The sequence below is a fragment of the Parafrankia sp. FMc2 genome, from assembly GCF_041008525.1.
Lineage (GTDB): Bacteria > Actinomycetota > Actinomycetes > Frankiales > Frankiaceae > Parafrankia.
Window position 1 is genome coordinate 1 of sequence record NZ_JBFLUG010000121.1, and the last position, 22,835, is coordinate 22,835.

Below are 22,835 nucleotides of genomic sequence, written 5' to 3' on the forward strand. Positions count from 1 at the left end.
GTACACCCTCAGCCCGATGCAACCGGCGGATCTCCGCCCAGTCCTCCACCTTCAGCACCCCTCCTACCTCAGCAGGGGGTCAACTTTCGCGGCCCCCCAGGGGGTCAGTTTTCCGGAGGCTGCGACAGGCCGCCCGCCCCACTCGGGAAAGTTCGCGCTGCCCGCCATCCCCGCCGCCCGCAGACACAGCGCGGCGGCTTCCCGGTGGTCGAACGACCCGTCGCCGGGATGCGGTAGGTAGAGCAGCGTGGGCCGGAACCGGCGCAGGACCGCCATGACGGCACCGAGCTGGCCGGGGTCGCGACTGTCCAGCCCGCCGTCGGGGAACCGCAGCCAGGTCAGTGCGTCCGCGGGCACACCCAGGACGGCGGTCGCGGCGACAGCTTCGGTCTCCCGGATCGGCCCGAGCTCCTCCGGAGGCACGGTCGGGCTCGCGTGCTCCCCGGAGGTCAGATAGAGCACACCGACAGTGCGTCCAGCCCGGCAGTGCAGCGCGATGCTGCCGCCACAGCCGAGCACCTCGTCGTCGGGATGTGGCGCGACCACCAGGACCCGGCTCATCGCGTCACCCGCCCGAGCGGCGTCCAGAACCGGCGCGTGCGCCCACGACGGCTTCCCTGCCCGGGAACGGTGTCACCGGCCACGTCCAGTTGGCCGCCTGCGGCCCGGGTCAGGAGGTCGCCGGCGAGCCGGCGGGTGCCGTCGAACATGTCCAGCCCGCCGAGATCCTCGGCGAGGAACCACCGAAGCGCAGGCCGGCCCTCCTCGCAGCTGTCCGGCGTGTCCACGTTGGCGACGCAGACGTAGAGATGATCGACATGGATGTGGGGGGCGGGATGCCGGTCGGCCGGGACGGGTTCTTCCACGATCCACCACGGCATCGCCATGACCGCTTCCCCGTCCGCGCCGAACCCCCACGGTGTGGGGAGGCGATGCGGCGGGGCAGCCAGCGGCGCGGTGTGGCCGGTTTCCTCGGCGAGTTCACGCAGCGCGGCCTGGGTGGCGTTCTCAGCCTGCTCGACATGGCCACCGGGCAACATCCACCGCTCGAAGCGGGGATGACGGATCAGGCCGAGTGCCCAGGGCCCGCCGGCTGCGGGCCGGCGAAGGAGGAACACGCTGGCCGTCGCGTGACGTACTCCTGTCAGCCCCGTCATGCTCCGACCACCTGACGCGCGATGTCGATCATGCGCTGCTCGTCGGCCGGGGTCACACCTTCGTGGCAGGGCAGGCTGACCAGCCGGGAACACAGCTCCGCGGCGTTTGGGCAGGCGTCGGCGGGGACGTCGGCGAACGCGTCGTAGTCGTAGAGCGGCCGGTAGCCGTAGCGGCGCGGGTCGGAGACGAACCCGGCCTGGGCCAGCGCCTCGGCGAGGACGACCGCCAGGTGGGAGTCGTCGGTGAGCAGGAGCGTGGCGTATCCGTTCGGGGTGCCGTCGCGGACCGGGAACGGCGTCACCCCGTCCACCGACGCCAGCGTGGCGGCCAGCCGGTCCCGGATGGCCCGCCGCGCCGTCACCCGCTGATCGAGCCGGGCGAGCTGGCGCAGCCCGAGAGCTGCCGACATCGCCGGCAGCTTGAAGTTCAGGCCGAAGCCGCGGCCGAACTGCCCGCCCGTGGCGGCCTTCCCAGCGTTGCGGAGCGCGATCAGCCGGTCCGCGGTGTGCTCGTCGTCGGTGAGCAGGAACCCGCCCTCGCCGGTGGTGACGAGCTTGCGTAGGTGGGTGCTGAAAGTACCGATACGTCCGCGGGTCCCCACAAGCCGACCGCCGGTCCGGGTACCGTGCGCCTGCGCGGCGTCCTCGATCAAGGTGAGGCCGCGCCGGGTGCACAGCGCCGCCAGCGCCTCGCCGTCGGCCGGGTAGCCCCACATCGCTACCGAGACGATCGCCCGTGTGCGGGAGGTGAGGCGGCCCCGGACGTCCGACAGGCTCAACGCGAATGACGCGCTGTCAGTGACGTCGGCGAAGATCGGACAGGCGCCCACGGCCAGGACCGGCATCGCGGTCATCACCGGCGCGGTCGCCGGCACGATCACCTCGTCCCCGGCGCCGATGCCGTGGGCCAACAACGCTAGGTGGACCGCGGCGGTCCCCGACGAGCACGCCACCGCCCGGTGCACGCCGAACGTGTCCGCAAGGGCCTTCTCGTAGGCGGCGACGACCGGTGCCGTGCCGGACAGGTCTCCGCTCGACAGCGCCGCCAGGACCTCCGCCGTATCCGTCTCGTCGAGCAGGGGATGCGCGGTGTCGACCGTTCTCGGGGTCACGCGGCTGCCCTCCGCTCCACCAGGTCAAGCAGCTCGAAGGTCGGCAACAGGTCGGCCAGCCCCGGCGCGAATGGCGCCCCCGACGCCGCGGCGGTCAGGAACGCGCGCAGCTCGTGCTGGAAACCGGTCCGTTCGAAGCCGGTGTCCAATGGGCTGGGACGCCACTGCTGGGACCAGCCGCGCGACCCACCCGCCGCGTCCGCGGCCGGCAGCCCCGTCACCGTGAGCTTCGCCAGCCCCGTCAACGTGATCCCGATACCGGCATCGGTGAGGATCTCCACCCGGCTTTCGAACCGCGGCGCGTATGTCCCTGTCAGCACGTTGCCCACCGCCCCCGACGCGGACTGGGTCTGCACCGAGATCAGGGTGTCCGTCCCGTTGTGCAGGCACACGGTCTCCACCTCCGTCGCCGGGCCGGTCAGGTTCAACAGCAGGTCGACCGGATGGATCGCCTGCGCGAGCAGGAAACTGCGCAACGGCGGCAGGCCCCACAGCGACCCCCGGGGCTTGCTGGCCACATGCCGAACCGTCACCGACACCGGTACGCCGACCTCCGGCCGTGCCAACAGCTCGCGAATCCGCAGGTAGGGACCGGCGTAACGCATGTTCATCCCGACACCCGTCGTCACCCCCCGTGCTTCGGCCGCCTCCACAAGCTGCCCAAGACGCTCGGTGGAGACCGCGGGCGGCTTCTCCAGGAACACCGGAACACCGCGCTCGACCGCTGCCTGGGCGATCTCCTCGTGCGCCTGCGGCGGGCAGGCCGCGACCACGGCGTCCACGGCGACCTCACCGAACAACGCCTCGACGGACCTGAACCGGTACGGCACTCCGAACCGGTCCCCGACCCGGTCGACGACGGTGTCATCCGCATCGACCAAGGCGCTCAGCCGGACACCGTCAAGAGGCAACAACGCAGGAAGCAGGTGCGAGACGGCCTGCTCACCGGCCCCGACGACCGCGACCCTCACCTCCGACCGGTCCGCATCCGACGAACGACCGGCACGTTCTGTCTGCACCAGGGGCATAAATGCTCATCCTTCTCAATTCGAGGAAACACGACGTAGGTCGACAAGGGAAAATGTGCAGGCACAGGCGACGGCTGTAATGAAGGAGACAGAGCGCGGTCATTTTCGACTTTGGCGCCTGCGGCGATGAGAAGCTAAATTTTCCTAGCCCGAAGGGTGGGAACCATTCTTAACTTCCAGCCTGCCATCCGGACGCCGCGAAATTTCCCCGACTCCGGTAAAGGTCCACGCCCACGCGGGTATAAGGATAAGTGTTGCGTGGAATGCTGTCGAGGGGGAACCAGCGGATCTCGGCGCACTTATGTGGCTCGGCGTTGACAGGTTCACCCTGCCAGTTTTCCGGCCGGAAGAACAGGCCGAGGCGCCCTTCCCCGAGAGCGTTCCGGAAATGCACCGTCGAAGCAAGGATCAGCGACGCAGGATCGATGTCAAGGCCGACCTCCTCGCGGGCCTCACGACACACAGCGGTGGCGACGTCCTCTCCTTCCTCCAGCTTGCCCGACGGAACATTCCACCAGTTATCCGCGAAACCGGTACCAGTCCGCAAAGCAAGCAGAACCATGTCATTTCGGACGAGCAGGAGCATGGCGTCGATGATGCTGCGGTACGGCATGGTGGCAGTGCGCTCCCCAGGGTGCGCTGAGGTGGTCAGCGGCTGGTCGGGTCGAGCCCAAGGAGGGTCAGCTGCTCGGCAATCCAGCTGACCCGTGCGCTCGTGGACATGTTCGGCGGGATGTCGAAGATCTGCTGTCCGACCGTTGCGCAGATGCTGCGGACGACCCGGTCGGCGGCGGGTTGAATGTCGAGGACTTTGGAGCGGTAGGGGTCGCCGATCTGGTGCTGGTCGAACTTGTCGGTGCAGTAGAACACTGCGTCGTAGACGGGTGCCAAGGCCCGGCAGAACGTCTCCATGGCGTGCAGCACGGGGACGTGGGGTCCTTCCGGGCCGCCGGGTAGGACGAGCCAGGCGTAGGCGAGGACGTTCGCGATCGTCTTGTCCGCGATGACCATGGTGTGTTGGCGTGCGGTGCGCAGCAGGCTGGATAGCTGGGCCGCGAAGAGGTCGACCTCGGTCTCCAGATCGAACTCGCCGACGCCGTGCACGACGATCTCCTCGATGAACGGGCTGTTGCGCGCCGGCTCGGGGACGCAGGCGACGTGCACCCCGCGTTCTCGGTAGTAGGCGGCGAGGGCGTGGGTGAGGGTGGTCTTCCCGGAGGCGTGGGTGCCCTCGACGGCGACGACGCGGCAGTTGCGCAGCATCAGCGGGCTCCTTCCGCGGCCGACATCTGGTCGCCGCGGCTAGCCCGTACCGCGTGGCGAGACGAGGGCTGCGCCGAGGGAGTCGTCATAGGAGTCGCTGCCGTCTGATCCCAGGCGGCGACCTCGACGACGGCGTCGAGATCGAGCTGGTCCCACTGGTAGCAGCCGGCGTTGCGCGCCGCGACGAGCGCGATCCCCAGGGCGCGAACGAGGACCCGCTGAAGGATTTGCGGGGTACCCGCGGAAGTCATGTGGGCTGCCGGGGCAGGAACGGCGGTCGAGTCCGGGTCGGGGGGCAGGCCGTGGAGGTGGACGGCGACGCACACCTCGTGCAACGCGGCCGGTGTGGGGCCGTGCGCCGTGTCATGAAGGCGGGCGAGACCGGGCTGCGTGGTCGGACCCGGCCAGGCGGCGGCGAGAGCGGTGATTCCCCGCGTGGATTCGCTGGCAGCGGCGAGCCTCGCCAGGTCGTCGGCAAACCGGTGGCCGGCGAGGATCGCCGCCCGGCGCCGGGCCTGCACCAGCAGAGCATCGAGCCTGGCAGCAACAGTTGGACCCTCCGCCGGCTCCTCGGCCGCGACGGCGTGGAAGCCGAACCGCAATGTCGCCTCGGTCACCGTCAAGGTGTGGCCCCGCGGTAGCCGCAGGTACACCGCCCCCATGGCGCCCGGCGTCGCGGCGTGGCTTAGGACGGTGAACGCGGCCAACAGCGGGGTGCGTTCGGCGAACGGCCGCCGCTCGGCGCCGAACGGCGTGTCGGCCCAGCCCAGGTTCGTCGCCTCACGCATGACTGATCCGCAGCACAGGACGCTCGGCCGGCGTTTGTTCGGCGCGGGTGAGGGTGCGGATCGACCGCCCCAGGTATTTGGCGTAGTGGTTACGCCCGAACCGGTACCGCGCCCAGATCGCGCCGATCGGTTCGTCGAGCAGGTTCCCTAGCGGTTCGAGTAGGTCGGGGGCGTCGTAGACCGGCCAGGCACTGGCCTGCCCCGACGGCCCGATAACGATCATGTGGCCTTCGGTGTCCGGGGTCCACGCCGTCAGCCGTAGCGCTGGCCGCCAGTCGTGCACCGTCCGCAACTCGGCCAGTCGGTCGAACGTCGCTGTGGCCTCCTTCAGGCCGAGGAACTCGTGGTCGGCGAGGTCGAGCGCGTTCCCCTTCTTCAACGGCATGATCAGCTTGAGTTTCCCGGCGTCCAGCAGATCGGCGATCTGGTAGGTGAACGGCAGCGCGGCCATTGTCGAGCGGTAGACCACTGCCGACAGCGACAACGGGAGCCCCGCGTCCTGGAACGCCCGCACCCCGGCCATCACGGCGTCGTAGTTGCCGCGGACGCGGTTTGTCGTCGCCCGCGGACCTTCCAGTCCGACGTTGACGAACGCGATCTTGCCGGAGAGGCGTGCGGCCTGCTGGAGGCCGCGGGTCGCGTTGGTCGGCACGCCGATCACGGTCCCCGCGAACATGTCGACGATGTCGACGAAGTCCCGGCGCAGCAACGGCTCGCCGCCAGACAGGAACACCCGGGGCACCCCGGCCAGGTTGTCCCGCATCCGCTCCAGCGCTCCCAGTGTAGGGTCCGGTTCTTGGAGCGTCTCGGAGCAGAACGAGCAGTCGAAATTGCATTTCTTCGTGACCTGAAGAATCACCGACAGCGGGCCTGCGGCCTCAGCGGCGACCGCGTCCAGATCCATCGGAGCCCTCAGCCGGAAATGGTGCCCGTCGGTGAAGACGACAGGCTCGTCCGCCCGTGTGCAGATCTCATGGCGGTCGGGCCTCGTCGCAATATCCGCAGCCGGCGGGGACGGAGAAGTGGCGATCATCAGGTCCTCCCCGATGTAGGGCCTCGACGACCGAGCCAGCCGACCACCGTCATCGTGACGGCAAGCTGACGCGCCGACGCTGAACGTCCTCAGCTTCCCAACCGACCGCACACCCGTCATTCCCCGGGAAACGAACATCCGCTTCGGGTCCGTACAGTGCCGCTGACCTGCGGCGATGGCAGTGGCGGGGCGTATTTCTTCGGCTCGAACCCGCTGATTCGTTCGGCTGACTCCGCTCGGGCCAGACACGCGCCGCGGTCCCGCCGTGATTACGACAGCGGGAGACGGCCCCGCCTTCGCACGTGTTCCGGCCCCGCTTACCCGTTTAAACCAGCTGAGGAGCCGGCATCCGAAGGCAGCATGTTCTCGACCGCCAAGGCCAGGCGTTGCACGATCGCGGCACGCTCCTGTCCGGTCGCGTCGGCCAGCCAGCCGATCAGCAGGCCCTCCAGCAGCAGATGCAGCCCAACCTCACGGGTACGCACCTCGGCGTGCCAGGCCAGTGTGTCCTCCAGGATCTGCACGTCATCCAAGGGCAACGGGGTACGCATCCGCACCCCGAGTGTGCGCGGCTGGTTGACCTGCGCGATCAGCTCCATCGCCCGCGCGGGCGTGATGCCTGGTTCGCCAGTGATCGTCAGGGTGCGCAGCCAGCCCTCGGCCAACTCCCGCGGCGACGGCCGGGGCACTACCGGTCGAACTCCGACCGGCCAGACCCACAGCCCGCCGCCGTCCTCGACACCGATCACCACACCGAACCCGGCGGCGGCCAGAACATGCCGGTAACGCTGCTCCTCGAAAGGACGGTCGAGAACGTCGTCGTCGGTGACGCAACGCACGCGAAGCGCCTCGTGCCTCTCCTGGGATTCGACGATGAACCCGCCGCGCCGCTCTCCGCGTTCGACACACCCTGCGGCGCGCAACACGTCCCGGATCGCCTCAGCATGCTGTTCCCCCGTGGCGCCCGGCGGGCGGGTCTCCTCACCGGCGGAGGGACCATGGTGCTCGGGCTTGGTCCTTCGCCGCCAACGCATGATTCACGGTAAGGCAAGCGATCTACGACCGTCGACCACTCTTCTCGCCCTGCTACAGCAATCTTGGCGGAGGGACCTGAAGGGGTGCCCGCCCTATGGTCGGATAGGGCGCATGACCGGCGACCGCGAGGCCGCCCGACATCGGGCCGCTCAGGCTCGCGTAGTCGGCCGCGTGTCCGGACGGGAGCCCTGGCGCGATGCTGTCCGCTGACTCAGCCGCGGACGGTTCGGCCACCGTGCCAGCTGGCCGCGCGTCCATCGGGTCGACGCGCTCTGGCAGGACACTGTCTTGGGTGAACGATCCGGCTGGCGTGAGCGGGCAGCGAACCTACACGGCCAGCAGGTGTTCGCCGTCGACTACCAGGTCTGCCGCCGCTGCCGGCTGGGCTGAGTGGAACAGCCTTACACCCTGGAGCATTACCTTCGGTGCGGGTTGGCCAGCGCCGGCCTCGCCGCCCTGCGGGCCGAGTATCCCGGCCTGTCCTGGCACACCCTGGGCGGCCATTTCCGTTCCTCCCAGCCGTTCTGGGCCGCGATCGGCGCCGATGTTCCCGGAGGCTACGAGCAACGCGGGGTCTGCCCGCACGTCACCAGTGGCTGATCAGACGAAGTCAGCTGAGGTCTTCGCCGTGCTCGGCTCTGGTCCGCTTGTCCGAGTAAAGCCAGGATTACAGTTTTCGCTGTCGCGCTGCCCCGGTTGGCCAGATGACCTGGACGGCGCGTTCGTTCGCCTGGGCACGAGCGACGACGGCGGCTGTGCCGCCCCGGTCCGCGGCAGCCTGGCCGTCCCAGACCGCCATGAGCAGATCGACGGTGTCGAGGAGCGCCTCGTTCGCGGCCTCGTACGCTGCCCGATCGGAGACCTCGTGCGGCAGGACCCGCACGGTGGCAGCCCGGCGGACCAGGTCGTCGAACAGAGATGCGTGGTCGGATTTGACCTTCCTCGCGCGGTAGTCGGCGGCAGGGATGATCACTTCGAGTGTGCCGCCGATTTCCAGGACGACGTCGGCGAAGATGCTGTCGGAGCCGGCCGCGATGCAGCTGACGCCGGTCAGGTCTGGCGCGTACGGCATGAGAGCCGCGGTGAGAGCGGCCCGGACGAGGGGGACGGTCGCGGGGGTGAGGTCCATGTGGCCGGTGACACCGATGCGGGTCAAGTCCTGACCTTCCTCACGTCTCATATACGGCCGCCGTGTCTTCGGCACGAAGCATGGGTTTGATCCTCCCGCACAGCTCGGCGATGGGGCGGGCGGATGTTCTGGTCTCGGCGTGCCGATAGAACTGGCCTAGTTTCACTCGGACGCGGCTGGACCGGGTCTGCTCGACAGTTGTCACGGCGGCGTGACCCAACCGTGCCGCCTCGTCGAACTCGCCCTGTACCAGTCTGATCTCGGCGTGCCCAAGCTGATCAAGAGCGGTACTGCGGACGCTGCCGATGCCCCGAGCCCGGACGGCCTGGCTCAACCAGGTGGCTGCCTCGTCGGCATACTCGGGCGCCTGGTGCGCGATGTCGAGGAGACGACCTCCAGTCACGCCGGCCAGTTCCGCCTGGTCGAAGTAAGAGATCCAGTGCGGTTCAACGGCCGGGTCGACGTCGCGGAAGGCGTCCTGCGCCCGGCCTGTCGCACGTCGGAAGGCGGAGAGCCGACCTTGCTGGGCGTAGGCCCATGCCTCGCGCGTGAACAGCATCGCACGCACCGCCGGGGTTGCCCGAGCGCCGGCGACGTCCTGCGCGAGTCGGACGAGCTCAAGTCCTTCGGTCGTCCGGCCGAGATAGAACTGCTGCCGCGCCATGCCAGCGAGGATGTTCGCGCAGAACACGGGATCGTTAGCCGCCTTGGCTGATCGAAGAGCGAGCAGATAGTAGCGCTGCGCTATCCCTCCCTGCCCCGAGTCCCAGGACATCGTCGCGGCGGTCTCAGCAAGATCGGCCATAACACCGTGCAGCCGCCGGGTCAGATTCTGCGGATGCGAGAAGTCGCGAAGCTCATCCGCGATCTCAGCGAGCTGACCCACGACTGCTTTCCGTCGAAGGCCACCGCCGAACTGGTTGTCCCAGGCCCGGAAGGTTCGCGCGGCCAGCTCAATCTGCTCGATCTCCTCATCGCCGACGCCAGCGGCGCGACGCTGCCCGGCGGGCGGCTCGACGACATTCAGCCAGCGCTCCGCCCCCTCAAGAAGAGCAGCGCCGACGATCACGTCCGCCATTGCGAGAGCCGCCTCGCGGCGATCAAGGGAGAGATCATCTCTGGCGATCTTATCCACCGCCTCTGTCGTCGGTACCGTTTCCCACCTCATGAGACCTGTCGTTTCCTCGGAAAGGCGGCCGATGGGGCTCGTGGACAGTTTCACCAGCGATCGAGTTCCCCGGGCGGCGGTGGGCTCCACCATGGCGCCGGCATCGGTTCTGTCGCTCTGGCGCCTCGTCTGTCCCGACAGTTCTACCGGCTGCGGCTGTGCGGTTCTCGACGTCTTGTCGATGAGGAGCAGGTCGGCGGGACCGAAATGCTCGCGGTCGTCAAGGTCGATCAAACCGTGGATGCTGGTGCCGTAGACCTCGGCGAGCAGCGCGAGGAGCTGGGGGGTGGGCCGGCGGCGGTTGCTCGGCAACGGCCAGTTCTCCAGCTCCGACAACTTCGGGCCGGTCATGGGGGCAGCGCCGTCCGAGTCCAGGCCGGCGTGGGCGGCGTGGGCATTGATGTGGTTCGCGGCCTGCGTCTGGGTCCAGCCGCGGGCATGGCGATGGGCGGCGCGGGGCCGCAACTTGTAGCGGCGGGCGAACTCGACCGCGATCTCGTCGTGGGACATGCCGACTGCGCGCATCCGCGTCCGCAGTTCGTCCTGCTCCAATCGCTGGCTCGCCCTCGTCATGACAACACCCTCTATCTTCTCCGGACCCGACTGGTCGATCTTCCAGGTGCCCGCGACGCAGACGATTCTCGCAGTGATCGGTATGTCACGGGCCGAGCGGTACGGCGACCGTGCCCGCGAGCACTGCTGTGCTGGTGTCCAGCGCGGTGGACAGATCGGCACGGAGGTGTGCAGGGATGGCGCCGCTCTCCAGGCCGCAGGTGTTCACCAGGCCGGTAAGGTCGCGGGCCTGACACGCATCGAGGTATCCGCGGGCAGACGGTGCCTGTAACAGGTCTCGTGCGGCGTAGCCGTCCCCGGCCTCCAGCACCTGGTGGATCATCGAGCGGGTCAACGGTCGCGGATCGACGTCGTGGACATGACGGGCGGCGTCGAGAGCTGCGAGGCAGACGCGGACGCGGAAAGCCACGGGCAAGGTGCTGTGATCGAGCCGGCCGCAATGGTCAAGCATCGCAGTGGCAGCAGCCGGGGCGGCTACATCTTCAGCGGGTCGACACAGCACCGTGAGGCAAGCGCTCACCGCTGTTTCCCAGGGTTCGGTGCAGGCTGTGGCGTTGAGGAGTGCGTGGGCGTCCGCCCAGTTGCCGGCGATGGCGCTCGCGACGATGGCGACTTGGCGGCCGTCGAACATGCGCTGACCGATCCCCTTATGGCGGCGGAGGAAGGCGAGGGCATCGTCCCAGCGACCGGCGGTTGTACGAGCGCGGACGCCGTCGGCGAGCAGCACAGTCCAGAGCCATTGGCAGAGCTTCGCGTGGTCGTCGACGGTCGCGGGGAGCCTGGCGGTAGGCACCACGACGTCGTCCAGGATGACGTCGTGGTGCGTGCTGACGGCCTGGTAGAGGCTGTCGAGGAGCCGCGCGGCGGCGTCACCGGCGCCAGCGCGAATGTGAAGGCGTGCGAGGTTGACGAGGGGTTCGAGGGCGTAGCGCGCGGCCTGGGCGGTCAAGGCTTGCCTGCCCAGGTGAAGTTCGACGTGGCGGTGACACCAGGCGCGTGCGAGGTCGGGCAGGCCGACGTCCGAGGCGAGCAGAGCAGCCTGGTTGAACACGGCGGAGGCGGTGGCCCGATCGCCGGTTCGCTGCGCCGTGTCGGCGAGAGCGCACAGCTCGCCGACACGGGCATCGAGCGGGGAGCATGTGGGCCGCGGGCGGGGCACCAGGGGGAAGCGGCGCGCTGTGGCGCCCGCGGGGTCCACGGCTACTCCCAGATGACGGTGATGGGGTGCGTCGGGCGGTCGAGGACGAACCGGCCGGCGGCGGAGTCGGCTTCTGGTGGTGTGTCGGGGATCTCGAAGCGGACCGTGCGAGCACGGTAGATCTTGTCCCAGGTGCGGATCTCCTCGGCGACCTGCCGCGCCAGGTGGGCGCCGGTAGGCCCATGGCCGCGGACACCGACCTCGAACAGCCGTCCGCCGTCAGGGGTTGGCGGGGCGGCGCGGATGACGAGGTAGGCCAGATCGGCGTCGCGGGTGGTGGCCATCGACCCCCACGGGTACATCGGAGTGACCTGGCCCCGGTCGACGGCGCGGGAGTCGACGTTCATCCGCATGAGGGCGTTGTCGAGGGTGAGGCACAGCCACAGGTCCATCCACTCCAGGGAGACCTCCGGTGGGAAGAAGACCCCGGTCCACTCCTCGTAGTGCTCGGTGTCCAGCACGCCGGCCAGGCCGGGACCGTCGACGTTCTGGTCCTTGTGGACCTGCAAAGTCACGTCCTTCTCGGCGGTGAGAGGGACGATGCGGCGGGCGTCATCGCCGAGTCCGCGTAGCGGCATGAAGACGGTCTGCTGGCTGTCGAGGCTGTGCCAGCCGTTGGCGGCGCGGTGGAAGACGATGCTGCGGGAGTTCGTTCCGCGTAGCCGCAGCGGCAGGATGAGCCGGCCGTCGGGGGCGAGTTGGTCCAGCCAGGTAGTGGGTGTCTCGAAGGCGCTGACGGTCGCGATGATCCGGTCGTAGGGGCCGCCGGCCGGGTGGCCAAGGGCGCCGTCGCCGAGGAGAACCTCGACGCCGGTGATGCCGGCGGCGGCGAGGTGGGCGCGGGCGCCTTCGACGAGGTCGAGATCGACGTCGATGGTGGTCACCTGGCCGGTCTCGCCGACGATCGCGTCGATGAGCGCCGCGTTGTAGCCGGTGCCCGCCCCGATCTCCAAGATCCTCTCGCCGAGGTGGGTGTCGAGCTGGCGGAGCATCATGGCCACGGTCCCGGGCTGGGACGCCGCGCTGATGGACACCCCCGCCGCGTCGTGCTTGGTGTAGACCGCGTCGTTGGCGTAGGCACGCTCCACCGGTACCTCGGGCAGGAACAGATGCCGCGGGACCTTGCGGAACGCGGCTTCGACGGCGGCGGTCTGGATCACGTCGTGCTGGACCAGGCGGTCCGTGAGCTCCTCGCGCAGTTGATCGGCCGAAACCGCAGAACTGTCACTAATCGTAGTCACCTCGTTGAGCGTAGTGGTGGTGGGGATCTTCGTGGGGACGTCAGCGCCGCCGTGCGTGGCGGTGAAGACGACGTCTCGGGCCAGCGAGGCGAGCACGGCCTGGTCGACGGTGGTCAGCCCAGCCCTGTTCGCGTGGAAGACAATGTGATGAGCGAGGACGGCGCGTAGCCCACGCTGAAGCTGTCCGGCTCGGGCCAGCTGCGCCAGCTGCTGGCCCGCGTCTTCGAAGGCGGCGATCCACGTCTCGTAGTCGCGCAGCGGGCCGGCGGTGCGGCGGTTGTGGGAGAGGATCTCGATGGTCATGAGACGGTGCATGGCCTGTACCAGCTGGGCGGCCCGTTCCGACTCGGTTGGCCGGAAAGGGGCGGGGCGCAGGTCGGCGACCTTGGCCCAGACGTCTCCCTGTTCGTAGATGTCCAGCTCAGCGGCGCGGAGCAGGGCGCTGCACAGCAGGACCGTGATCTCGCGCTGACCGAGGGCCGGCGGGGTAGGTTGCGCGGCGCGGGCGAGCAGGTGCCGGCTGTCGGCGTGGAAGAGGTGGTGGGCGATATCCATCGCCTGCTCGCCGCCGAACGCCGTCGTTTCGGGTTCGTAGATGCCCTGGGTCCAGCCGCGGATACGGCCGTCGCCGGTCACGCTGTCCAGAAGGTCAGCGATGGTTGTGCCATCCGGGTAGTCGGAGCGGTAGCGCAGCTTCCATGGCTGTTTGCGCAGGTACCACCAGCCGTGCAGCTCGCCGGCGTCCTGCGCCGCAGCCAGAGCTGGGTACAGCTCCTGGGCGGCGACGAAGCCGGCCGTGAGACGGTCGGTGAAGTCGATGTTGTACTGGCGCCAGCCGGCAGTGGCCGTCACAGTGGGTGTCCTCCCGGGCAGGGCGAGCGGTCGGCGGGGCGGTCATGCGATGAGCAGGCAGGAGTCCCAGCCGGAGCGGGGCTTGGCAGTGGTGCTGGGGGTGATGACGGCTAGGGCGACGCCGGCGGCGCCTTCGAGCAGGCCTGGGCTGTCTGCGCTGTGGGCGAGTAGTTGGCGTGCGAGGGCGTCGGGATCGGTGGCCGCGGGTTGAACGGTGTCGAGGAGTCGGGAGGTCAGGCTGCGCAGCTGATCTGCGGCCGGCGGGCTGACATCCGCTGCCGTGGCTGCGGCGATGTGAGCGAGTCCGGCGCGCCCGTGGCACAGGGTGATGTCGGTCGTGCTGCTATGGGCCGGCTCGGACAGCGCGTGGATCAGCGCGTTCTCCGCCAGGTCGCGGCGGCCGGTGTCGCCGGTGGCGAGAGCGGCGAGGTACTGGGCGCGGGCCAGTCCGGCGGTGCCATAGCACCAGCCGAGATGCGCCGCGCCGACGCGGTCCGGGTGTCCGGTGGCGTGGTGGGCGCGGTCGAGCCAGTAGGGCCAGGAAACGCCCGTGTCGGTGTCGGTGCGCCATCGGTCGAGCCAGGCGCAGATCCGGCCGATCGCATTGTGGTGACCGGGCACCGTGATGCCGCGAAGGGTGGCGAGTGCGAGCAGGGCCAGTGGACCGGCGATGCCGTGGGCGAGCCCGTTGTTGCCATGGCCACCGGGAAACCGGTCGTCAGCGCGGCCGGTGGGCCCAAGGTCGGTCCACCAGCCGGGTAGGGCCTGCCCGTCGATTGTCATGTCGTCGGTGAGCCGGACCAGATAGTCCAGAACGGCCCGGGTGGTTTCGCCGGCCGCGTCGCGGCGCAGCAGGTAAGCGCCGAGGCCCGTGATCCCGCGGATCACGTCGAACTCGGCCAGTCGTGGGAGCCGACCCGCGTCGATACGGGCGTTGGCGGCGGCGACGCGCTGGTGGGTGTCGGCGGCGATGGTGCGGTCGAGACGGTCCAGGGCACGTTGGTAGGCGCCGGGCTGGCCGGCGGCGCCGCAGGTAAGCGCGTGGGCGAGCGCGGGCGCGCCGTAGTACAGATGGCTGTCGGACCCGGTGGTTAGTTTCCCGTGCGCCGCGTAGGCGAGCCAGTCGTGGGCGCGTTGCCAGGACGCGAGACCGGCGGCGGCGCGCTCGATGTGCAACAGCGCGATGCCCGGCGCGCCGTGCGCCAACGACTGGCGCCACCAACGCTGACCTTCCCACGTGCCGGAGACACGCTGCGGGTCCGCCAGCTGGTCGGCCACCGCCGCGGCGAGCGCGAGGGCGGGGTGTGGCTCGGTCACCGGGTGCCCTCGCGGGTACGGGCGGTCCAAGCGAGGGCCGCGGCGCGGGCCAGGTGCATGGCGACAGCCTCGTCGTCGAAGTCGATGCGATGGGCGCGGACGTAATGGACATGAATCAGGGAGCTGAGGACGTCATCGACGCTGACGCCCTGGGTGTCCGGGCCGGGAAAGCACGCGCGGTAATCGGCCAAAGCGTGACCGCGGGCCACCCAGGCATCGGCGATGACGGCGCCGCCCGATACCGCGCGCAGCGCAGCCCAGTCGTCGCGCGGGTCGGCGAGCCGCACCGCTTCGGTGAACACCACGCGGGGAATCCGAGCGGGCGCGACGGGGGGAATGTGGTCGATCAGCCAGCGCATGGCCGCCGCGGTACTGCCGGTGAACGCCTGCGCGATCGCCACTGTGTGGGCGGCGACGAGTGCCTGCCAGGTCGGGCGGTGTGGGAGAGCGAGCTGTGTGAGAAGCGCCCGCGAGTCCGCGCCGAACACCGCCTGGGCCGCTGTCCAGGCTGCGCCGGAGCCCCACCGGCCGGTCTCCGGGTAGGAGACGGGGTAGCGCAGCTCCCGCAGCACCCCGTCGCGGTGCACAGTGTCCGCCCAGCCGCTGAGGATCCGCGCTGCGTCGCCAAACACGGCGGGGTCGGGCAGGGCGATGCGCAGCCGCAGGTGCTGGTCGGGGTCGCGATAGCGCACGTACCACCAGGCCGGACCCGGGTGGAGCGCCGGCTCCTCGCTAAGGCGTGCGAGCAGGTCGGGTAGGTAGTCGGTGAGGATCGTGTTCTGCCGGTCGAGATCTCCGTACAGGCTCGCCAGCAGGACCGTGGACGCGGCGGGTGCGTTCCCGTGGCCACGGCGAATGATCCGCTCCTGGGTGGGCTTCGGCAGCCGCGGCCACGGCGGCGGTGCGGTGGCGGACAGCGGGACCACGACTTCGTGGGCTCGCCCGCCGCACCAGCCTGCTTCAGCGGGATCGGGTCCTTCGGTGAGCAGCGCCCGCGGTGTGATGTGTAGGTGGGTGCGCAGCAGCAGCCGGTGTCCGGCCTGATCCAGGTCGAGGGGTAGCAGCCGGTCTCCTTCGCTTAGCCGAACCCGCCGGGGCAGGCGCCGCCGTGCTCGCCACGAGGCGAAGGCGTTGTCCCAGGTCCTCCACGGTTCCGCCCGCGGGGGCAGCTCGGCCGCCGTCACTGTCCAGCGGGCGGGCGCGAGGATTGTGCGGCCCAGCCGAACCCGGGGAAGGAACGGCAGCCGCGCGGCGGCACCCCAATCGAACGCTGTTACCTGGGCGTAGTTGGCTCGGCTGAGCTCAGTTAGGAACCGCGCGAGCGGCGGCGTATGCGTCGGCAGATTCAGCGCGTGGCCCCCGAACGCCTCCAGCCTGATTCCCTGGGCGGGTGCGGCCAGGTATAGCCGGCGGCCGTCGCAGCCCACCGCGAGATCCTCGACGGTCAGAAGCTGCCCGTCGGGCACGCGATGTTCCCCTAGCGTGATCAGGATCGAGTGGACCTGGGGAGACCGCGTGACATGCGCGGTAGCCGGGTCCAACGGCGGGAAGGACAACTGCGCGGTGACCGTGTCCCGGTCCCCACGGGGAACCGCTGCCAACTCGGCGGCGAACCCTCGCCGGTCCTCGGGCGCGAGGACGGACAGAAACCGGCCCGTCAGTACGCCCGCGCCGCGAGAGACCGTCGTGACTTCCAGGCGAAAGGCACCCCGTCGCAGCGCGTCCTGGTCCGCGGCGCCGACGCGGACAGCCAGCTCCAGATGCGGCGGGGGTCGCAGAGGCCCGGAGTCCAACGCGGCCCGCTCGATCAGATCGTCGTCGATGACGATCTCGTCCTGCCCGTCGAGCACCGCGCCTTGAGCCAGAGCCAGCAGCACCTCATCCCGGGTCGACAGTGCCAGGCGCCGCGCGGGAGTCACCGTGCCCGGATAGCCGTCCGGCCAGCCGATCCCGCTGTCGGCGACGACGTCCAGCAGCGGCACCAGCGACCCGACACCGAACCGCTCGTAGAACCGCTGGTGATAGTCCCGCCAGGCAGGCGTGCCACCGGGATGGGCACTGAGTCGGGTCAGCGCCAGCGCGGCGCGTTCAACCTCCCGGGCGACCTCGCGGGAAAGCTCAACCCGGCCGTCCAGCCGCACATCCACAGCCAACGGATTCCGCCGGGTGGGGGCGATGCTCTGCATCCGTGTGGTCAGCTCGGCGCGGATCGGCCGGGCATCGGCCATCACACCGTGGTTGTGATCCTCTATGCGGGAGTGGATCTCGCGAAGCGCCGTGACCAGACCGGCAACCGGGCCCACAGCGGTGGCCTCGACGGCATCCAACCGGGCGAGCACCTGCTCTAAGGCGTCGGTCTGCGTGCTGGGCGCGTGAAGACTTGTGATCAGCGCACCGCAGTGGAGCAGCTCCGAGAGCATTGCGGCGACCTTCGCGGCAGGCGCGCCGGGGAACTCCGCCAGAAGCTTCGCGCTCAGCTCCCCGAACGGGACCGGCGATCGGGCAGCCTGCACCGTCGCCCGCACAGCGGCGGTGTAACGCAGCGAAACCTCCACCGCACCCGTTCCACGCTCCCGGGACTGCGCCTGGTACGGCACGATCAGCCTGTCCCCGCGCACCATGACCGTGCTGTTACTGATCACTGGTAGCCGGGCCAGAAGCTCGGAGCACTGCTCCAGCCGAGTAACGACTTCGGCCAGCCACTCCGCTCCCGCACGGACCACCGCCCGGTCCTGGTCTCCCCAGATCAACCGGGCGTCGGCGCTGAAGGAGGCGGGGGCTACTCCCGCCAGTAAACCGAAAGGTGTAGGACGGCCCTCCAGCCGCAGCAGGTAGCGTGCGGTGGACAGCACGGCGCGCCGGGTCTCACGAACAGCGGGCGTCTCAGCCTCGCTCAAGACGCGAACCTGACGCGCCAGAACCGGACTGGCATGATCAAGAGCCTCAGCGATGCCCCCGAACATCCAGATTCGGCGAAGCCAGTCCACCCATGCCGCGACGGCCGCGGGTGAGGATTCCGTCAGATCCGGCCACGGCGGCAGCTCGACCTCTGACCAGCGGGCAGCTCGAAGGAGCGCCAACTCGGCGGATCGGAACCCCGGACTGCTAGCCGACGGCACTCGCACCTCCCTCTACGCGACGAAACGGATGACTCGGTGCGTGCCGCCGGCGGGATGTCCTCCCGCCGGCGGCACTTACTACGGGCCGGTGGCGGTTACACCGCGCCCGTGACGCAGGCCCCACACGTGCTGGTGCAGTTGTCGTCCGTCACGTTGACCAGCCCGGCCGGGTCCGCCACCTCCAACAGGGAGACGTCCAGGTCGAACAGGTCGCCTCCTCCCTGGCCGGGAGCCGCGGGGGCTGGCAGAGCCATCGTGCTGAGTGTCATCGGAAACCCCTTTCAGTTGATCTGGCGTTACGAATGGTCGGAACACGGAGGTGAGAGGGCCGGACAGAGCGCTGTAACGATGCCCGCTGGCGAGGCGCCGGTCATTCCCCACCAGACGAACCTTTCGTTTCCGGCTCGACATGGTCACTGACCTGCGGAAATAGCACCGACCGGGTGCACCTCTTCGTCGAGATAGCCGGCGACGGCGGCCATCTCTTCGTCGACTTCCCAGCCGCATCGCGGCCCGCGGTCGCCTGACTCTTCAGGAGTCCGACTGGGTCCCCACGGCATCTCGCTGCGGAGGGTCCGTGGGATGCCTGGTGGACGTCGGCGGCGCGGAGCCCCGCTCGATCGCCTTTGCCACTCGGCGCCTGGCGCTGCATCAGTTCGCGCGCGGCAGCGGCGCGTGCGGGCGTCCATGTGCTCGTCGTCGCCGTCAGGTAGCGGGAGTGCGGTTTCGTGGTGGTTGGCGCGGTGTGCAGGGGTCTATCGGGCTGCTTGATGCTCGTGGAGGTCGCTGCCCGGTTGGGGGTCATCGCTGTCGTAGCGCAGGTGGAAGATCATGGCGGCGGTGTCGACCTCCTTGCGGGCCTCCTCGGTGCTCCGGCCGAGCTCTGCCGCCTGGTCGTAGGCGTCCAGAGCCGAGCACAGGTCGGTCCACTCTGGGGCGGTCGGGTCGGTCGGCGGGGCGAAGGCCGCGAGTAGGCCCGTCAGCTGCGCTGGCGGGAGCGTTTCGCGCATTCTGGCGAGCAGAACGATGGGGCGGAGCGCGGGCGGGACGGTGTGGTGGCGAGGTGGCATGCGGGCCGTTTCGGGGTCGTAGGTCTGCAGTGGTGATGATCGCCGGAGGAGGCCGGAGGTCCGCCGTCACGGAGCAGTCCGCTGAGGGCTCGACCACGACAAGACGCGTCCCGCCGCCTGTCCGCGCAGCCTTGGCCGCGCCTGGCCTCCGGAAGAGCCCCACGGGTCCATCAGGGCTACCCGTGAGGAGCGTTACGCGCGGTCATCATCTTTCGAGGGCTGGTATTGCTGGGCGTTGCGGGCGGCGGTGACCGCGCGGGTGAGGGTCGCGGCGAGGGCGTCGGCTTCGTCGAGGGTGAAGGCTTCGCTGTCGGGGTCTTCTGCGCCGGCGCCGAGGGAGATCATCGGCTGGTAGGTGGTCGTCGCCGTCACGTACTGCTCGATCGCGACTTGGATCGCGGTCTGGTCACGGACCCCGGGGATGCCGGGCAGGTCGATCACGGTGAACTCGGAGACGTGGTAGTCGCCAGGGCCTGCGGGTTCGACGTGGAGGTGGCCGGCGGGCTGCTCGCACCACGACGGGCAGGAGCGGCTGGCAGGGTCAGGCATGGCATTTCCCTTTCGAATTAGGTGGGCGGGGCGTGACAGCCGGAGCCGGTGGATGTGGTGTGCGCTGGGTGGCTGTCGAGGTTGCGCAGGCCGTCGCGGACCCGGTGCAGCAGGTCGAGGTCGAAGACGTCCGCGGCGGGCGTGGTCTCGGCGTGGGTGGCGAAGCGTTCACGTCGTGGTAGGTCGTCGGTCGGGGTGGTCAGGATGTGCTGAGGGGGTGGGGTGTTGTGGGGCAGGGCGGCCCAGACGACCTTGCCCTTCCTCTGGTAGTCGCCGTCGGGGGTGCGGACCCGGGCCTGGTAGTAGCCGGTGCGCGGGGTCAGGGCGGTGATCAGATGCAGGCCGCGGCCGTTCTCGGCACCGGGGTCGGTGGTCTGGCGGGTCGGGTGGCCCGGTCCTCCGTCCCAGACCTCGACGATCACATGGTTGTCGCTGTAGGTCAGACGCATCGCGATCTGGGACGTCAGGTCGTCGTCGCCGCGCTGGCTCGCGGCGAGCGCGTTGGTGACCAGTTCCGAGGTGACCAGGGTGATCGTGTCGATCACATGGCCAAGGCCCCACTGGTGGAGTTGCCCGGTGACGTCGCGGCGGGCGGCGCTGGCGGACTGGGGTCTGGTCGGGTAGTACCAGACGCGATGCGGTAGCAGGTGAACGGCCGGTTCGGGTACGGCGGTGGTCATGCGGTTCTCCCGAGGGCGGAGATCTGGGCTGTTCTCGCCCTCGGGTCGAGGGGCGCGGGTGGGTGGGACGAGATGCGGCTGGCCGCGGCCCGTGGTGTTGCGGCTGTGTGGCCGGCGCTGGCAGGGGTGGGCGGGGCGGGGGTGGTGTCGTGCACGAGCGTGAGGTTGTTCTCGGCGAGCATCACGACGCGGCACGGCCACGCGCATCCGCACGCCTCGCACACTCCGTTCCGTTGAACATGCCGGTCGAGGAGGTGCACCGCGCTGCCGCACAGCAGCTCGAACGCACGCTCGGGCGTGTGGGCGGTCGTCTTCCGACCGAGAGTGATCAGCGAGTCGGTGGATCGGCCGCGCACAGCGACGACCTGACCGGGCGGAGAGGCGGGGACGGAGGCAGGCGGCGCAGGATGGGCAGGGTGTGATCGGCCGATGGGTGGCCGGCTCAGGCTGATAGCCATGGACGTGCACCTTCGGTCCGCGAACGGGTGAAAGATCAGTGATCGGCGGGGTCGAGCTGCTGTGCTGGCTGGCTGGCCGTGCTGTCGGCGAGGGCGCCGAGGGTGGCGTTCAGCGCCGCACCAGCGCCGCGGCGGCGCAGTTCTCGGGTGAGCGCGTCGAGGACGGACAGCGCCGACAGTGGCCGGGCAGGCAGGTCAGCCACGGCCGGGTCGAGCCGGAGGGCGGCTGCCGGCAGCGTCAGCTCGGTGATCATCTGGTTGTAGACGGTGGCCGCCCAGATGGTCAGGACGACATGCAGCCAGCCCCGCCACTGGTCCCGGCAGGCGGCCAGCCGGCCGGACAGCCACGCCTCGACACCTTCGACGAGTTCCGCCCGGACCGACGGCCGGCAGCCGAGGATCAGCGGGTGCAGATGGCCGAGCAGTGTTCCGGTGTCCACGAGGTTCCCGCCGGGTTCGAGCGCGGGGGACACCAGCGCCGCCCGCGGCGACCCGTCGGGATACAGCGTGCCGCGTGGGCTGAGGTTCCCGAACGCGATGCCGCTGTGGCTGAGGACCATCGGGTCCAGCTGGGCGGCCAACCGGCCGAGCCTCGCCGACAGGCTGCCCGCGAGCGCCCGAAGCTCCCCGATCTCGCCTGCCGTCGTGTCGTCGGCGTGGAGGTGGTCCACCGGGTGGCTCAAGGCTTCGGCGACGACCCGAGGCACGGCGTTGGCGGGCGCCGCGGCCTGGTTCAGGTGCGCGGGTGGATCGCGGTGCAGGTCGCTCAGGTTGTCCATCAGCGCCGTCATCACCCCGGTGAACTCCATCGGCCGGGCCCGGAGCCGGGTGGCCAGGGTGGCGCCGTCGACCCAGGGGGTGAACATCACCCCCTTCGCACAGGCGCTCGGGGCCGCCACCCGCAGGCGGGTGTAACCCGCCAGCGCCGTGAGCTGCTCAGCCTGGCCGGCCATCGCGGTCACCGCGACACTGTCGCCGTCGGCGAGGACGGTAGCGAGATCGCCGTGGTCGCCCCGGACGAGGCGTGACAGCGCCTGGCCTGCCGGGCGGACCGTCGCGCACAGTGTCACCCCGCCGCCGGCGCGGACCTGGCGATATAGCGCCCCGCCCGCCGTGGTCATCGCTCCGAATGTCACCTCGGTGTGCGGCCACAGCTGAGCGGTCGCGGCGACGATCCACGCGTCGGCGTGGGACAGCAGATCGCGGACGTCGCCGTCTCGCCAGCACGTCGAGCAGGCCGAGGGCGGGCTCACCGGACGCGGCCGACACCGGCGTAGACCGGCAGACGACCCTCCACCGGCGTCGACCGGCCTCGCTCCCGGGCGCGCTCCCAGCCCGGGAGCAGGACCAGACCGGGGTCGACCAGATCGCAGTCGTCGAAGAACGACAGCACCTCGGTACGGTCGCGCAGCTGGAACGGCGCGGTCGTGCGCCGGTACACCTCGGCCGCCTCCGTGACCTGCGGGGACTGCCCGTCGCCGGTGGCGTGGGTCACGACCAGATGACTGCCCGCGGGCAGAGCGTCGCGCAGCTGGGCGACCAGATGCCGCGGGCCGGTGTCGTCGGGGAAGAAGTGCAGGACCGCGACCAGGAGCAACGCGACCGGCTGCCCCAGGTCCAGCAGCCTGGACACCTCCGGATGCTCCAGGATCTCGTCCGGCCGCAGCAGATCCGCCTCCACCGCCGTAGCCAGCGGGTTGGGCGCGAGCAGAATCTGGCTGTGCGCGACCGCGACCGGGTCGCTGTCCACATAGACGACCTGGGCGTCCGGGGCCAGCTGCTGGGCGACCTCGTGGACGTTGCCCATCGTCGGCATACCCGACCCGATGTCGAGGAAATGCCGGATACCGACCTCGCCAGCGAGGTACCGCACCGCCTCACCCAGGAACAGCCGGTTGACCCGGGCGGTATCGCGGATCTGCGGCCACGTCCGCTCGACCTGCGCCGCCACCTCCCGGTCGGCCGGGAAGTTGTGCGCGCCACCGAGGAAGAAGTCGTAGACCCGCGCCACGTTCGGCCCCTCGGCCGCCCCCGCAGCGGCGACGCCCTCCGCCCCCCTCACGAC

The 22,835-nt window shown here is 69.9% G+C and carries 23 protein-coding genes; 1 reads left to right on the forward strand and 22 read right to left on the reverse strand.

All coding sequences use genetic code 11. The features are described from left to right. Window positions 1-63: 63 nt before the first annotated feature. The 9 genes from AB1460_RS28115 to AB1460_RS28155 all read right to left on the reverse strand — a co-directional run bounded on the left by AB1460_RS28115 (window position 64) and on the right by AB1460_RS28155 (window position 7,220). Entirely contained in the window at window positions 64-561 is a 498-nt protein-coding gene (locus AB1460_RS28115; RefSeq protein ID WP_368965117.1) for a PIG-L deacetylase family protein, read from the reverse strand. Continuing rightward, window positions 558-1,157, reverse strand: a complete 600-nt coding sequence (locus AB1460_RS28120; protein ID WP_368965118.1) for an NUDIX domain-containing protein — start codon at window positions 1,155-1,157, stop codon at window positions 558-560. Before AB1460_RS28120 ends, AB1460_RS28115 begins: the two co-directional genes overlap by 4 nt. After that, entirely contained in the window at window positions 1,154-2,269 is a 1,116-nt protein-coding gene (locus AB1460_RS28125) for a DegT/DnrJ/EryC1/StrS family aminotransferase (protein WP_368965119.1), read from the reverse strand. Before AB1460_RS28125 ends, AB1460_RS28120 begins: the two co-directional genes overlap by 4 nt. Then, a complete protein-coding gene (locus AB1460_RS28130) occupies window positions 2,266-3,297 on the reverse strand; it encodes a Gfo/Idh/MocA family protein (protein WP_368965120.1) in 1,032 nt (343 codons plus the stop codon). The genes AB1460_RS28125 and AB1460_RS28130 overlap by 4 nt, the downstream gene beginning before the upstream one ends. Window positions 3,298-3,466: 169 nt before the next feature. Continuing rightward, the gene (locus AB1460_RS28135; protein WP_368965121.1) at window positions 3,467-3,910 is read right to left on the reverse strand and encodes an NUDIX hydrolase; all 444 of its coding nucleotides are present in this window, start codon (window positions 3,908-3,910) and stop codon (window positions 3,467-3,469) included. A 35-nt stretch (window positions 3,911-3,945) separates the two neighbouring features. After that, window positions 3,946-4,560 (reverse strand): AAA family ATPase, encoded by a 615-nt coding sequence (locus tag AB1460_RS28140; RefSeq protein WP_368965122.1) that lies wholly within the window; start codon window positions 4,558-4,560, stop codon window positions 3,946-3,948. Further along, a complete protein-coding gene (locus tag AB1460_RS28145; protein WP_368965123.1) occupies window positions 4,560-5,348 on the reverse strand; it encodes a hypothetical protein in 789 nt (262 codons plus the stop codon). Before AB1460_RS28145 ends, AB1460_RS28140 begins: the two co-directional genes overlap by 1 nt. Next, entirely contained in the window at window positions 5,341-6,381 is a 1,041-nt protein-coding gene (locus AB1460_RS28150; RefSeq protein WP_368965124.1) for a radical SAM protein, read from the reverse strand. The genes AB1460_RS28145 and AB1460_RS28150 overlap by 8 nt, the downstream gene beginning before the upstream one ends. 317 nt (window positions 6,382-6,698) lie before the next feature. Beyond that, window positions 6,699-7,220 (reverse strand): hypothetical protein, encoded by a 522-nt coding sequence (locus AB1460_RS28155; protein ID WP_368965125.1) that lies wholly within the window; start codon window positions 7,218-7,220, stop codon window positions 6,699-6,701. 586 nt (window positions 7,221-7,806) lie between these two features. On the opposite strand from AB1460_RS28155, the gene AB1460_RS28160 reads away from it, so the two are divergent. After that, a complete protein-coding gene (locus AB1460_RS28160; RefSeq protein WP_368965126.1) occupies window positions 7,807-8,016 on the forward strand; it encodes a hypothetical protein in 210 nt (69 codons plus the stop codon). Between the two features lie 67 nt (window positions 8,017-8,083). Here the strand turns inward: AB1460_RS28160 and AB1460_RS28165 are convergent, their stop codons facing one another. The 13 genes from AB1460_RS28165 to AB1460_RS28225 form a co-directional block, all read right to left on the reverse strand. Further along, a complete protein-coding gene (locus AB1460_RS28165) occupies window positions 8,084-8,596 on the reverse strand; it encodes a hypothetical protein (protein ID WP_368965127.1) in 513 nt (170 codons plus the stop codon). Further along, on the reverse strand, window positions 8,586-10,286 hold the full coding sequence (locus AB1460_RS28170) for a hypothetical protein (protein ID WP_368965128.1): 1,701 nt from the start codon (window positions 10,284-10,286) through the stop codon (window positions 8,586-8,588). Before AB1460_RS28170 ends, AB1460_RS28165 begins: the two co-directional genes overlap by 11 nt. 85 nt (window positions 10,287-10,371) lie before the next feature. Next, complete coding sequence (locus AB1460_RS28175; protein WP_368965129.1) at window positions 10,372-11,484, reverse strand: hypothetical protein; 1,113 nt, start codon at window positions 11,482-11,484, stop codon at window positions 10,372-10,374. Between the two features lie 2 nt (window positions 11,485-11,486). After that, window positions 11,487-13,577, reverse strand: a complete 2,091-nt coding sequence (fxlM, locus tag AB1460_RS28180) for a methyltransferase, FxLD system (RefSeq protein ID WP_368965130.1) — start codon at window positions 13,575-13,577, stop codon at window positions 11,487-11,489. A 42-nt stretch (window positions 13,578-13,619) separates the two neighbouring features. After that, a complete protein-coding gene (locus AB1460_RS28185; protein ID WP_368965131.1) occupies window positions 13,620-14,894 on the reverse strand; it encodes a lanthionine synthetase C family protein in 1,275 nt (424 codons plus the stop codon). Further along, on the reverse strand, window positions 14,891-17,857 hold the full coding sequence (locus tag AB1460_RS28190; protein WP_368965132.1) for a lantibiotic dehydratase: 2,967 nt from the start codon (window positions 17,855-17,857) through the stop codon (window positions 14,891-14,893). The genes AB1460_RS28185 and AB1460_RS28190 overlap by 4 nt, the downstream gene beginning before the upstream one ends. Before the next feature lie 251 nt (window positions 17,858-18,108). Beyond that, complete coding sequence (locus tag AB1460_RS28195; RefSeq protein WP_368965133.1) at window positions 18,109-18,282, reverse strand: FxLD family lanthipeptide; 174 nt, start codon at window positions 18,280-18,282, stop codon at window positions 18,109-18,111. A gap of 486 nt (window positions 18,283-18,768) precedes the next feature. After that, window positions 18,769-19,023: a hypothetical protein gene (locus AB1460_RS28200; protein WP_368965134.1), complete on the reverse strand. Its 255-nt coding sequence runs from the start codon at window positions 19,021-19,023 to the stop codon at window positions 18,769-18,771. 252 nt (window positions 19,024-19,275) lie between these two features. Next, the gene (locus AB1460_RS28205) at window positions 19,276-19,632 is read right to left on the reverse strand and encodes a DUF6907 domain-containing protein (RefSeq protein WP_368965135.1); all 357 of its coding nucleotides are present in this window, start codon (window positions 19,630-19,632) and stop codon (window positions 19,276-19,278) included. A gap of 17 nt (window positions 19,633-19,649) precedes the next feature. After that, window positions 19,650-20,312 carry an ATP-binding protein gene (locus AB1460_RS28210; RefSeq protein WP_368965136.1) on the reverse strand — a complete coding sequence of 221 codons (663 nt, stop codon included), beginning with the start codon at window positions 20,310-20,312 and terminating at the stop codon, window positions 19,650-19,652. Continuing rightward, on the reverse strand, window positions 20,309-20,668 hold the full coding sequence (locus AB1460_RS28215) for a hypothetical protein (RefSeq protein ID WP_368965137.1): 360 nt from the start codon (window positions 20,666-20,668) through the stop codon (window positions 20,309-20,311). The genes AB1460_RS28210 and AB1460_RS28215 overlap by 4 nt, the downstream gene beginning before the upstream one ends. Window positions 20,669-20,805: 137 nt before the next feature. Then, entirely contained in the window at window positions 20,806-22,023 is a 1,218-nt protein-coding gene (locus tag AB1460_RS28220) for a hypothetical protein (protein WP_368965138.1), read from the reverse strand. After that, on the reverse strand, window positions 22,020-22,832 hold the full coding sequence (locus AB1460_RS28225; RefSeq protein WP_420497394.1) for an SAM-dependent methyltransferase: 813 nt from the start codon (window positions 22,830-22,832) through the stop codon (window positions 22,020-22,022). The genes AB1460_RS28220 and AB1460_RS28225 overlap by 4 nt, the downstream gene beginning before the upstream one ends. Window positions 22,833-22,835 lie beyond the last annotated feature (3 nt).

Coding starts and splice junctions, on each gene's coding strand:
- AB1460_RS28135 (WP_368965121.1), bottom strand. CDS start 3,910: ATGCCGTACCGCAGCATCATCGACGCCATGCTCCTGCTCGTCCGAAAT.
- AB1460_RS28150 (WP_368965124.1), bottom strand. CDS start 6,381: ATGATCGCCACTTCTCCGTCCCCGCCGGCTGCGGATATTGCGACGAGG.
- AB1460_RS28115 (WP_368965117.1), bottom strand. CDS start 561: ATGAGCCGGGTCCTGGTGGTCGCGCCACATCCCGACGACGAGGTGCTC.
- AB1460_RS28165 (WP_368965127.1), bottom strand. CDS start 8,596: ATGAGACGTGAGGAAGGTCAGGACTTGACCCGCATCGGTGTCACCGGC.
- AB1460_RS28210 (WP_368965136.1), bottom strand. CDS start 20,312: ATGACCACCGCCGTACCCGAACCGGCCGTTCACCTGCTACCGCATCGC.
- AB1460_RS28145 (WP_368965123.1), bottom strand. CDS start 5,348: ATGCGTGAGGCGACGAACCTGGGCTGGGCCGACACGCCGTTCGGCGCC.
- AB1460_RS28170 (WP_368965128.1), bottom strand. CDS start 10,286: ATGACGAGGGCGAGCCAGCGATTGGAGCAGGACGAACTGCGGACGCGG.
- AB1460_RS28130 (WP_368965120.1), bottom strand. CDS start 3,297: ATGCCCCTGGTGCAGACAGAACGTGCCGGTCGTTCGTCGGATGCGGAC.
- AB1460_RS28190 (WP_368965132.1), bottom strand. CDS start 17,857: ATGTTCGGGGGCATCGCTGAGGCTCTTGATCATGCCAGTCCGGTTCTG.
- AB1460_RS28205 (WP_368965135.1), bottom strand. CDS start 19,632: ATGCCTGACCCTGCCAGCCGCTCCTGCCCGTCGTGGTGCGAGCAGCCC.
- AB1460_RS28195 (WP_368965133.1), bottom strand. CDS start 18,282: ATGACACTCAGCACGATGGCTCTGCCAGCCCCCGCGGCTCCCGGCCAG.
- AB1460_RS28200 (WP_368965134.1), bottom strand. CDS start 19,023: ATGCGCGAAACGCTCCCGCCAGCGCAGCTGACGGGCCTACTCGCGGCC.
- AB1460_RS28140 (WP_368965122.1), bottom strand. CDS start 4,560: ATGCTGCGCAACTGCCGCGTCGTCGCCGTCGAGGGCACCCACGCCTCC.
- AB1460_RS28120 (WP_368965118.1), bottom strand. CDS start 1,157: ATGACGGGGCTGACAGGAGTACGTCACGCGACGGCCAGCGTGTTCCTC.